Genomic DNA, 12,539 nt, shown 5'->3' with positions numbered 1-12,539 from the left:
TTTTAATTTTATGTTCACAGCCGGTAGTTAATAATAGGTTCATCTGCGGATACGGCTTTGGATAAGGAATAATGGCCATTTCTGCATTTCTTATACCTTCAAATAACTCCTTAGCACTTCTATCCATCGCATCTTTAAAAGCAGAATTATATGATTTCGAAATCGGTTTGGATATTTGCTGCATGATTTCTTGTATTATATACATTTTATCTTTACCTTTCTGTAAATTTTGTGTTCAAATGATTTAACTCTTCATCCAAGACTTCTGTTTTTTCTTTCCACCTATTTCCCCAAATACTTTTAGAAAGCATTTTCCCTGTCCAACGGAGAGTATCATAGACTCCGTCAAGACCAGGGAGTCTTTCATTTTCTTTTTTATAAGCCTGATATTGTGCCTCATTACATAACTGCTCTTTTACACGTTCTAATATAGCCGAATCCCTGGTCTTATCAAACTCAATCATAGCATTGCTTATATAAGAACAAATATCTTTTAGCCCTTTAAATTTATGATACTTTAGTTTCATATCAAAATATTTAATAAAGTTTATTGGTGCAAATACGATTATATCTAATAGCTTCTGATTTTCCATTAACATATAAATCGCATCAAATAAAAAAAAGACAGAAGGATTTCCATCTTCCATGCTTCCTATAACTGCTCTGTTTTTTGACTCCTCTGTCTGTTCAAAATGGTTGTAAATGAAATTTTGTAAAGTATTCTCTTTATTATTTAAAGGAGATACTGTAATTCGGTCAATTTGTAGATCCAATAACCAGTCAACGGATTTTTTTAAAATTAATAATGATTGCTTTTCATTTAAGCCAGGTATCCCAATTAAAAGATTTCCCCTGGAAATACAGCCACATTCTTTTATTGTCCGAATCGCATTGATTATATCTCTGTTTCCTATATCTTTATTTAACCAATGGTTACGGATCCAATCATCATATACTTCTACTCCAAACGCAATCTCAATTGTTTTTGCACTTTTTTTCTTACATTCTCTAATTCTGGCTGCAGATACATTATTTGCTCTGGTTTCCAGTATTAAGCGGTATGGCTTCGACGAAAATAACTGTTCCTTTAGGAAGATCTGCTGAAAAACAGGATCTGGAAGCTCATCTGGACTAAGACTGTCATGACCATTTACATACTCAAATAAATTAGGCATTTTCTTTTTGCCTCTCAAAAGATCAAAACTATATTTAATGACATTTCCATAGCGAACCGGATCTCTTTCTTTTAACAGATTTATCAGAACAAGGCTTTCTAAGTCTTCCTTAAAATAGTTACACATACTGCACCCGGAAAAATTTCCCTTATTTATTTTGTGCGGGCATCCGCTAGTGAATAAACTGGTCATATTCAGCCATTCTGAAATAGGTCCATTTTCATGCACATTAAATTTATCAATAATGCTGTTTTCGATTTCCTCATTCGAAAGCTGATCTGCCTCCAACATTTTGCTCTTATATTCATCCGAAACAGAACGCCATATATATTCTAAAACCATAGTAATAAACATGATATTTTTCGCATGGCATTCAGGCCATACATCCCCCTTTCTCATCATATTGATACCAAACATTCAAAAATTCTTCCATATACACTTATTTCCCTGCCATAAATATGTTTAAATTCTACAATAGGCCATTTAAGCTTTAACCGCTGTACCGCTCCATCATGCAATATCTCTCTGGATATTTTGAAGCTATAATGGCTCCACTGTTCTGTTAGAACAGGTTGACCTATGCATTTATTATTTAAAAGAATACAGGCTTTTACTTCCAGTTTTTTTGCAATTGGGGAACTGATTGTCAGATCTACACTTATGTCATTATTACTATCAGCAAATAAATAAAATTCCGTTTCCGGGCTGAAAGCTTCCATATACCCTATATTATTTTCTGTACACATAAAAAATGCTCTGTTATTTCCATAAACCTGTGTTCGGTATGATTGTTGCAGTAAATCTAGTTTTCCATCTACTGATCCGTATCCTGCCATCCATAAATCTGCAAGCTCAATGTGATTACCTTTATCTTTCTGTCTGATAACTTGATCCATTGCTTTTATTATATCTAAGGCAACATTTTTATTGTTCATTGAACTCTCAGGAAATGCCGGCCATAAATCAAATTTTGTAAGCTCCGTATAATGTTTATGTAAATACCATGGTATTCCTGATGTTGCTATTTCAATATATAATTGAAAAGCCCTTAATGCTTTTGGCCAATAATTAACCGACAAAACACATTGTTCTAAGAGCCTTTCATATGGCTGATTCCATTTTTGTCCAGAATCAATTGCTGACAGTAAATATGCTCTGCCTAATACCATACGATTTTCATCCAAAGAATCTAAATCTTTCCTTTTTTTTCTTTCAGCCTGAATAAGCCTTTTATCTAATATATAATCTAAGATTCCACCCATTACACATTTAATTCCATAATCATTCAAATGATATGCATTTAAAAAAAATTCTTTACCAAATATTTTATCTTTGCTATAGGAGAAAAATATTTTTCGTATATCTAAGATATCTACATCAAACTTCTTTGCAAGTCTACGCACAATCATACGTATATTGGGACATGATAAATGTGTATTTCCTCCCGACAGAAGATCCAAAACGGCAATTTTTTTTAAACTTCTCATTTCCTTGTCATAGTTTCTTTCTGCTCTATATATTTCAGCAAGCATTTCATACGGGTATGGGTTGATGCTATTCATTGCTGTCATTTTTTTTAAAGTTGCTTTTGCTTCTGAATAATTTTTATATTGAAGCAGTAATTTAGCTTTCTCTGAATACTCCTCCCATGTCTCTGCCTTTTTCCCATAAAATCCTTTGAAAGGATTGCTCACCGCATAATCCCAATTCTTGAGATTTTGTTCTGGAAGGATAAATAAAACTGGAATTTTATAATCACGCTTTATATTTCCCAAAACCTTCATAAGATTTTCCAGAAGAGGATTTACTTTATGTAATATCATAGTCTGGATTTTTTCTATATTTTTGCTTTCTGACATATCTGCAAAGATAGCTTGTTTCTCAGCCTCTGTAAATATTACATCATCCTTCCACAGTATATCTCCTAAAAAAAGTATGATTAGATCCGGATTCAACTTAAGTGAAGACAAAACAAGCTCAATGAGTGTGTGATACATAAGATTATCTTTAGATAAATCAATGACCTCTGTTTTTCCAAAATTATCTTCCATCATTTTCTCCAGAACTATTGCTGGAGAGAAGTGTGGACGGTAATAATGACCCATACCAACGGAATCACCAATGTAAACCACACGTCTGTGCTCTTTATTTAATGAAAAAGATAATGTCCATGCCCAGTGACTGTATTCCCTGTATCTTGCCGGATCCCTTATAAATATTTCAGACTTTCTGTTCTCTCTTATTTTCCATATACCTATTTGCTTGTCTGATCCCATATTGATTTTCTCCTGTTTTTATTCTAACCGATACATCTCCATTTTCTCTTTTACTTTATCTAAAGTGAAACCAGCTATTTTTCTTGCATTATGTGTACCCTTAATCAACAATTGATCAATATATTTATAATCTCCTTCATATTCTTTCCTGCGGATCCTGATTGGTTTTAAAATATATTCCAAAGTGATCTGCAACTGCTTTCTGCTAGCTTCTTCTATATTTTCTCCCTTTTTGAATTTACGTATATACATTTCAACTAAACCGTCGTCCGGTTCAAATATTTTCAGATATTCTATGATCGGATTTTTGTCATATACTGTTTCCCTGCCCGAAGGAATCCAGGGCATAGCCTGAATTTTGTATTCAATCTCTTTTGCAGTATCTTTCAAATAAATACTGTTGTTACGGCTCTTGCTCATTTTATTTGCTCCGTCCGTACCAACCAGACTATGATTGTAACCGATTATGCATTTCGGTTTCTTTATATTTGCATCATAAGCACTATTTACACGATCTATTATTTCCCAGGTCACTTTTAAATGATCCTTATTATCCAAACCTACCGGTACAATATCTGCATCCAAAGCAATAATATCACAGGCTTCCATCAACGGATATGCCAGAAGTCCCATTGGAATCTCATCCATACTGGATTTTTCTACCATATCCAGCAGGCCAGGATTAACTTTTAACCTGGATATAGTTACAAAGTTATGTAGTAACATATAAAGACTATTCATTTCAGGTACATTTGACTGCAGATAAAAATTTGTTGTATCAGGATTTATACCTGCTGCAATACAGTCCAAAATAATCTCTCTGGCATGTTCCCTTATCCTTTTTATATCTATTTTTGTACATCTTGTAGTCAACATATGCAAATCAGATAAAATAAAATAATTTTCTTTTTTTTCCTGTAAATTAATATACTCTTTCAACGCACCTATAAAATGTCCCAGATGCAGTGCACCTGTAGGCCTAATTCCAGAAAGCATCCTCATTTGATTTCCTCCAGACTATTTTCAAACTTTGTTGTTTTTTCCATCTCATTCATTTGTATTCTAAGCCATGATATAGACGGTTTTTTATTTTCATTCTCCATTAAAATAATATCATCTACTATTAAAAGATACAGCTTACATATAATAAATTCTTTAATTGCATGATACAATTCGTCTTGATTAAAAAATTTCTTTGGGAACAGAGGCACTGCAGCCAGTATCTCACATCCAATATTTTTACTGCAGTTTATCAACAGTTTATGTAATACAGGAAACCTTTCCTCAGATATAAAATGAACCCCTTCTTTCTTACAGGATGCTGATAAATAAATAGTAGGTATTGCATATGCATTTCTTTTTAAAACTTTATGCAGAGCATTAAATAAATTATTTGTTTGCGGATTTCCAAGAATCATTCGTCCCATTGAATACGCTTCTTCTCTTTGAAAACTTCCCTGAAACCATCCGACTAACTTCCCCTTTTTAAGTGCAGAAGTTATTAGCTTAAAATATTCTTCATCTTTTCCTGCAAAATCATGATAAGTGAGATCTGTCTGCTCCATTATATGAAGGATTTTCTTTTTATTATTTGACAAAGCAGAAGATTCTTTCCATTTACCGTATAATGGCAACTTATATAAACCAATCTGTAGACTACCTAAAATTGCAGCTCCAAATGCGCAGATGTAATGATCAACATTTGAAATCATATAGAATCTATGATAATATTTATTAACTATGTGAGCATTATTTTCATTAAACAGCAAATTACCGCCTAAGCATATGCTTCCCGTTTTACTGTGTGATAAAAGCAGGTTAATTTTTGACTCTATATATTCTTCCTTAAAGACGGCCAAAGAATTAATCAGATTTATATAACATTGTTCCATATTATTCCACTTGTTCCCTGACATAAATCCTAAGATTTCTTGCAATCTCTTTTTAAAGTTATCATAAAAGTTGTTTGTCGGGACTGTATCTGGATCATGAGCTATCCAATACTCCACTTCTGAATAGATATCTCTTATCTGAGTTAAATATATACTTTTTCCATTTCTTCCCAATCTTAAAAAGTCGTGATCTGGCAAGCTTTTATCATAACCAGTATAAATTTTAATTAGCTCATAAACTATTGCAAATGGGTGTATGTAATATTTATTTTCATAATGGTTGACTTTTTGGTTCTCCCCGTATCCAAAACCAATATTCATATAGACATGATCCCTGTGAAGTATTAGAATATCAGATTTTGAATAACGGGAATAATAAAAAGAAATTTTTGCTGTCAATATACTTTTGTCAAAATGCATAATTGGACCGTAATAATGAAATTTAAGGCGAAAGTTTCGCTCTATATCTTTGTATTTCATATCTGTTCCAGGAATTGTATTATTTGACTTTAGCTCCAGGCACAATACGATTTGGTCTATTTCATTGATATGGATGGATGATTCTTTCAGGCACGCTTTTATCGCATTTATTGGCACCGAATACATACTATAGGAGCAGAAGTATGCTTCCCGCAGGCAGGAGATAACCTGCCCATCAACCAAAATACAGCAATATGAATCATATTTTCCTATTTCTATCCCTAAAACAGCTTTCTTTATGTGGTAATTACATATTTGTGACAATATTGTATTCCTTCCCTATTTTTATTAATTATCTATTACATTTTTTCATTTTTTGTTGTATAGTATCAATCAGCGATTGTATTGATTGAAAACTTTTATTATTAAAGTTTAATTCTTTAAGTAAAAATCGAATATCAAACTCCTCTTCCAGAAGAACTCCCAGCCTCACAAAACTTATGGAATTAAATCCCAGATCTAATAATTTCGTTTCAACACTATAATCCTCTGGCCTTATTTTTATTTTCATTGCCTCTGTCAAAACATCATAAACTCGTTGTTCTAAATCTTTAATATCACTGTACATCTCTGTATTCCTCCCATTTTATTTTTTTCAGCCTATCAGTAGCTTTCGGATCCAGCTCTTTTTTATCTGTATGGCATTTTCTGGACAAAGTTCATGACAACAATAGCAGCAAATGCACGTATCCCTCTGTATGGTAACTTTACCGTCTTTGACTTTCATAACCTGAGCAGGACATACGTTCACACATTTTTTACATTTTTTGCATTTTTTATGAATTATGTTAGGTGTAGCGCGGAATTTTTTTACTAGATAATCCTTTATACTATCCGGAATGAAAGTTCCTAATGAGTTTACTCCTACCGTATTCGGCAATAGAAAAGGCCGTATGTTTATACCGCTTAGTTTCTCTCCTTTAATTTGTATATCTTCTATCCTTCCACTATCCAGTCCACGTTCACAAGCAGTCTTGATTGTCGGAACACTTAACGGATTCAATCCTATTATATGTGATGCTAATGTATCAAGAGCATAGGGATCTGTAGATGTCAAAATTAAGCCTGCATGACGTATTTTACCGCCTGAGGGCCCATCGCCTTCCATACATTCTATAGCATCCATAACTGTAACCAGTGGTTTGATATATTGGCAGATATCCACTAATAAATCAGAAAAATTTTCTGTATTTTTCATATTGAAATGACACGCTCTTTTCATCAGGCCTGCGATTACTCCGAAATTATTTTTAACTGCACCCGTATATGTCATCATTGCATGTGTTTTTAATTTGGGTACGGACACTATATAATCAACGTCCTTAACTATTTTAATTAAATCAACATTATGTAATACTTTACCACCTTTAATCTTTACATTTATAACTGATGTATCGTAATTTAATTCACATCCTGTAGCATTTGCGACGGCTTCCATTCCCGTTTCCTTATATACACTTTGCAGCATAGATTTCGTGTATGGGCCTCCAGGACTATCACCGATAATTACTTTACATCCTAATCCCAGAAAATAATTAACCACATTCCGGACAATCAGAGGATGTGTCGTGATAGCCTCCTCTGGCTTACTTTTCATTAAAAGATTTACCTTTACCAGGATTTTTTTGTCCCTTAAATTTTCTTTTGCTGGAAGAACCGAATCGATACTTTTATAAATTTTTTGTTCCATTTCTTGATTATTATATTGGCTGCATTTTTCTATATAGACTAATTTTTCCATATATTCACCTATGTATTATCCATATCTGTTTTATTTTTATTGAAGCATCGTAATATGATTGCATATAGCCATACAAGGATTATCAGAAGCAAGAACAGCATTATGCATAATATCATACTTTGCGGTACCCATACGCTAATTGTATTCCATGTCAGACCTTCACTAATATATCCTGGTAAAAAAAATATTTGCCCAATAAGAAAAAAGACACAAAAACAACTTATAATAATTATAATCTTACTCATCTTTCTTTTAGCACAGATAAGGCCATGCATTCGGATATAGACGATTCTTCGTCTAATTAATAAACCTAAAATTATTAGCAAAATTCCTAGTATAAGTGAAAAGATCGTCATTAACATATCTAAAAGCTTTATACTGTCCATTGACAGATCAGCAGGTTCATTATTATGATATAGTTGATTAATATTGCTAAGTAAATCCTGGACAAGTCCAGTACTTACATTAGTCATAACGCAAATGCCAAAATCCTGTTCCAAATCCATATACAATCCGGCGGTATAATTGGGATTGAGTCCTATGCTTGTTAATAATTTACCAGATTGATCCACTTGCCAACCAAATGCATAATTGCTTTTTCGTTCCGAAGAATTGCTGGTGTCATATACATGAGATTTACTTATCAGCTCTTGATAAATATCTGGTACATTGTATATGCCCATTTGAATTTGCATCCATCTAAGCATATCTTCAGCATTAGAAATAAAATAGGCAGATGGAGTATTGCCTCTATAGAAAGGTGCTTCATACTCATTTACTGTCATGAAAGAGAATCTGTGCCCAGAAGCCATATTATCTAGGGTATTATAGTTATTCTCCAAAATGAAAGTATGAAATAATCCCAAAGGCTTCAAAATATTTTCAGTCATAAATTTCTGAAATGATTCTCCTGTTACTATTTCTATCAAAAGCCCTAATAAGTCGTAATTAACTGAAGAATAAGCATATGCTTCACCAGGTTCGAATTCCAGTCGGAAATCCTTTAAAAGCACTCCCACGTTTCTTAGTGCATCCCCGCCAATTTCCGGTTTAATTGCCAGCATAGCTGAGTAGGGTATTCCGCTTGTATGATTTAACAAATCTTTTATTTTTATCTTATTGGCACTATTTCTGTCAGTATCTATGCTATCTTGAATATACAACCACGGAATATATTTTGTTATGGGGTCATTCGTATTGAGCAGCTTCTCTTTCTCCAGATATATAATACCGATTGCTGTAAACATTTTGCTGACAGACCCTAATTCGAATAATGTATCCTCTGCTATTTTACCTTCCTTGTCCAATTCATTCATGCCTTTTGAGATGATAATGCTTTCATTTTGATCTACAATAGCTATAGAAAGTCCAGGAAACTTAGTATCATTGTAAATTTGATCGATATATAATTCTAACAAATCTTTTTTATTGCTTTGTGCCCTCACCGGCAAGGCAAAGAGAAAAACAGAAATAATTAACAAAACAAAAATAAATAGAAATATTTTAATTTTCTTCACTTGCATTTATTGTTTCTCCAATACTATTATGGGCGTGCTTCGCCATTACGAATCCAAGTCCGCATTTAAAGGTTCATATTTATTTTGAATCTTCACTTGCCGCAACAATATGAAAATTCTATCTTCGTAAAGCACTTTCTATATATTTTAATAATATCAGCTTAGATTGAACACATACTGTTGTACCGTTTTTATATACTTATAGTTCCTGCTATATTAAGTAATGTGCCCTCTTTATATATGTTCGAAACTTACACTAATTTACTATCAATTTTTAAAACAGTCTGCAGCAAGACATTAGCCCCCATCCAACAATTGTCTAATGCTGTGAACTCATTTTCACAATGGCTCAGACCATTTTTACTGGGTACAAAAATCATTGCTGTTGGTAAAATTTCTGAAATATATTGTGCATCATGGCCTGGTCCGCTAAACATTCTTAAAGTAGAATAGCCAAAATCTCTTGCACTTCTTTCAACATAATTTACTAATTCCTTATTAAATTCTACTGTTTTCCTGGACCATAATTCTCTTATATACACTTTGCACTTATTTATTTTCTCCGGTGTACGGTTAATAATATTTACTGCCTTTGCTAAGACTTTAGCATCTCTATGTCTGGCATCTAAAGTAAAATGCACCTGATCAGGGATAACGGTATGTACATTTGGAGATACGAGAAACCTGCCTATAGTATATACCAGATTCTCATCTAGCTTAGATAACTGAAACTTCAGATAATGAATCACTTCTACAGCGGCAGCCAGGGCATCCTTTCGCTGATTCATAGGAGTAGCACCTGCATGATCCGCCTGTCCTATGAACGAAAACTCATAGTTAAGCATCCCAACTACCCCTTCAACGATCCCTATTTCTTTTTTTTCTTTCTCCAATACCGGTCCCTGTTCAATATGAAGCTCAACCAATGCAGCCTGTCCTGTTACGGCATTCAGCCTGTTTTCTATCTTTCCTCTATATCCGCTCCTGTCAAGAGCTTCCTCAAATGTAATTCCATCGCAGTCTTTTACTGCCATCATTGTAGAAAGGTTAAACTTCTCACATATAACCCCCGATGCCATCATAGCCGGTTCAAATCTAACACCCTCTTCATTTGTCCAAACCACAATTGTTATGGGATGTCTATGCTTTATCTTTTCTTTATAAATTGTCTCTACTGCTTCTAACGCTGCTAAAACACCCAACACACCATCATAATTACCACCTTTAATCACAGAATCTAAATGTGAACCTATCATAATTGCTGGAAGATCTTCACTGCCAGGCATAGTTGCATAGATATTTGCCAGATCATCTGTTCTGATTTCCATACCCATACTTAAACATTTTCTACAGAATGCATCTCGTGCTTCAAGATCTTCCACAGACAATGATAGACGCGTAATGCCTCCATTTTCGGAAGATCCATATTTACTAAATTCTTGTATTTTATAGTTTAACCTTTCTTTATCGCATGTTATCATGGCATTCACCTTCCTTTATATTGAGTTCAAATTAAAAATTATTAAACGGAAGTAACCTGAGTCTTTTTTGCCTTCCGTTTAATAAACTTTCCAAAACCTGGCACGCCCATAAACTTTCCGTTGTCATACACCAATTTACCTCTGACAAAAGTCAATACAGGAAACCCGTGAAAGCTTTTTCCTTCCCAGATTGTATGGTCACATTTGGAATGCATATGTTTTGCAGAGACCGTATAATCTTTATCTGGATCATAAACCACAATATCAGCATCTTTTCCAATTGATAAAGATCCTTTCTCATGGCATCCAAAAATTTTTGCAGGATTAAAAGAGCATACTTCTACTGCTTTCGAAAAACTTATCACTCCTGCATTGGCAGCATTTAATATATACGGATAGAGAAATTCAATTCCTCCGCAACCATTTGGTATTTTTGTAAAATCATTAATTCCCCAATCCTTCTGTTCTTTATAAAACGGACAATGATCTGTCGCTATCGTATCTATATCTCCCCTTTTCAAAGCATCCCAAAGTGCTATTTTACTATCCTTGCCTTTCATAGGCGGTGAGCAAACGAAATTCCTGCCATCTTCTCTTTTGTAAACATCACAGGTGAATTCCAGGTATTGGGGACAAGTCTCTGCGTAAATCCTGTATCCAGAATCCTTTGCCAAAGTTACGGCTTCTATGCCTTCTTTGTCTGCCATATGTACAATATATAAAGGTTTATTAAAGGAAACAGCCCAGTGAACCGCCCGCTTAACAGCCTCTGACTCCACGCATTCAGGCCTGCTTACATAATGATACCATGCACTGGTTTTACCATTTCTTAACAATCTTTCTATATTCAGGTCAATCGCATCCGAATTTTCTGCATGGATGTTAACAATAGCTCCAACTTTATCCGCTTCCAACAAAACCTTAAGAAATGTTCCATCGTCAACCATCATCTTTTCTTTTTTATATACAAAAAAGCACTTAAAGCTTGTTATACCAGCTTGAACAGCAGATTCAAATTCATCTAATATAGCATCATTATTTAAATCTGTTATAATACAATGAAAACCGTAGTCTACACATACTTCTGCTTGGGCGATACTTTTTCTTTCTTCTATTGTTTCCATAATTCCCTTGCCAGATCTTTGCATTGCATAGTCTATAATCGTTGTGACACCACCGCACGCCGCCGCTTTTGTTCCTGATAAATAACCATCAGATGAGACAGTTCCTCCAAAAGCCAGAGCCATATGGGTATGTGCATCAATGGCACCAGGGAGTATAAATTTTCCTGTTACATCAATAATTTTAGAAGTATTATCCTGTAAATCTGTTCCAATTGCTGCTATTTTCTCACCACTAATCCCTATATCAGCTTGATACATTTCTTCTGACGTAACAAGTATTCCATTCTTTAATATCAGATCCATATCATTAATCCTTATATTCATTTTTCTATAAAATTATTATACTATTTAATCATATTACTTACTCTTTTCTTTATATATATGAGCAAAATAATTTAGCTTATTTTGGATAAATTCTTTTGAATTAATTATCGTTATTAATTCTTTATACTTTTCATTCAAATGCCGTGAAGATAAATATCTCATCTTTATTACCGGTTGAAATATAGTGTAATAATCCCAATTATAAGTCTCGATTTTCTTATGGCGGTCCAATTGTTGATAGAGAGCTGTACCCGGATAGGGGGTATAAATAGTAATATTTGCCCCAAATAATTTCGTATCATATATAAATTCCTCCAGATATTTAAATGTTTCTTCCGTATCTCCTTCTTGTCCTACAATGAAGCTTCCGGTAATACCGATCCCATGAGATTGTATTCTTTGAATGTTTTCCTTATATTTAGGGAGATACCTGTATTTAAAATTATCTTTATCAATTCCTTTTAAATTTCCACGGGAAATACTCTCTAATCCAATTAATACCTGACGTAGACCTGACCTATATGCTGCA

10 protein-coding genes and 1 pseudogene are annotated in these 12,539 nt (G+C 33.7%); all 11 read right to left on the bottom strand.

Annotated elements, in window-relative coordinates:
- On the bottom strand, nucleotides 1-205 hold a 205-nt coding region (locus tag ACH2DQ_RS28680; RefSeq protein WP_395028774.1), incomplete at its 3' end, for a hypothetical protein.
- A gap of 7 nt (nucleotides 206-212) precedes the next feature.
- The gene (locus ACH2DQ_RS28675; protein ID WP_394913190.1) at nucleotides 213-1,592 is read right to left on the bottom strand and encodes a hypothetical protein; all 1,380 of its coding nucleotides are present in this window, start codon (nucleotides 1,590-1,592) and stop codon (nucleotides 213-215) included.
- Nucleotides 1,574-3,451 (bottom strand): tetratricopeptide repeat protein, encoded by a 1,878-nt coding sequence (locus tag ACH2DQ_RS28670; protein ID WP_394913189.1) that lies wholly within the window; start codon nucleotides 3,449-3,451, stop codon nucleotides 1,574-1,576. Before ACH2DQ_RS28670 ends, ACH2DQ_RS28675 begins: the two co-directional genes overlap by 19 nt.
- An 18-nt stretch (nucleotides 3,452-3,469) precedes the next feature.
- On the bottom strand, nucleotides 3,470-4,453 hold the full coding sequence (trpS, locus tag ACH2DQ_RS28665; protein ID WP_394913188.1) for a tryptophan--tRNA ligase: 984 nt from the start codon (nucleotides 4,451-4,453) through the stop codon (nucleotides 3,470-3,472).
- The gene (locus tag ACH2DQ_RS28660; protein ID WP_394913187.1) at nucleotides 4,450-6,087 is read right to left on the bottom strand and encodes a hypothetical protein; all 1,638 of its coding nucleotides are present in this window, start codon (nucleotides 6,085-6,087) and stop codon (nucleotides 4,450-4,452) included. The genes trpS and ACH2DQ_RS28660 overlap by 4 nt, the downstream gene beginning before the upstream one ends.
- A 28-nt stretch (nucleotides 6,088-6,115) precedes the next feature.
- Entirely contained in the window at nucleotides 6,116-6,391 is a 276-nt protein-coding gene (locus tag ACH2DQ_RS28655) for an acyl carrier protein (protein ID WP_394913186.1), read from the bottom strand.
- 27 nt (nucleotides 6,392-6,418) lie between these two features.
- On the bottom strand, nucleotides 6,419-7,564 hold the full coding sequence (locus ACH2DQ_RS28650; protein WP_394913185.1) for a DUF362 domain-containing protein: 1,146 nt from the start codon (nucleotides 7,562-7,564) through the stop codon (nucleotides 6,419-6,421).
- 8 nt (nucleotides 7,565-7,572) lie between these two features.
- A complete protein-coding gene (locus ACH2DQ_RS28645; protein WP_394913184.1) occupies nucleotides 7,573-9,087 on the bottom strand; it encodes a serine hydrolase domain-containing protein in 1,515 nt (504 codons plus the stop codon).
- A gap of 245 nt (nucleotides 9,088-9,332) precedes the next feature.
- Nucleotides 9,333-10,562: a Zn-dependent hydrolase gene (locus ACH2DQ_RS28640; RefSeq protein ID WP_395028772.1), complete on the bottom strand. Its 1,230-nt coding sequence runs from the start codon at nucleotides 10,560-10,562 to the stop codon at nucleotides 9,333-9,335.
- Between the two features lie 41 nt (nucleotides 10,563-10,603).
- The gene (gene hydA, locus ACH2DQ_RS28635; protein WP_395028770.1) at nucleotides 10,604-11,989 is read right to left on the bottom strand and encodes a dihydropyrimidinase; all 1,386 of its coding nucleotides are present in this window, start codon (nucleotides 11,987-11,989) and stop codon (nucleotides 10,604-10,606) included.
- Nucleotides 11,990-12,043: 54 nt separating this feature from the next.
- A pseudogene (locus ACH2DQ_RS28630) lies at nucleotides 12,044-12,539 on the bottom strand (hypothetical protein); the annotation flags it as partial.

Source organism: Robinsoniella sp. (assembly GCF_034124845.1).
The sequence above is the reverse complement of the archived record's forward strand: the minus strand, read 5'-3'. Positions and strand labels throughout refer to the sequence as shown.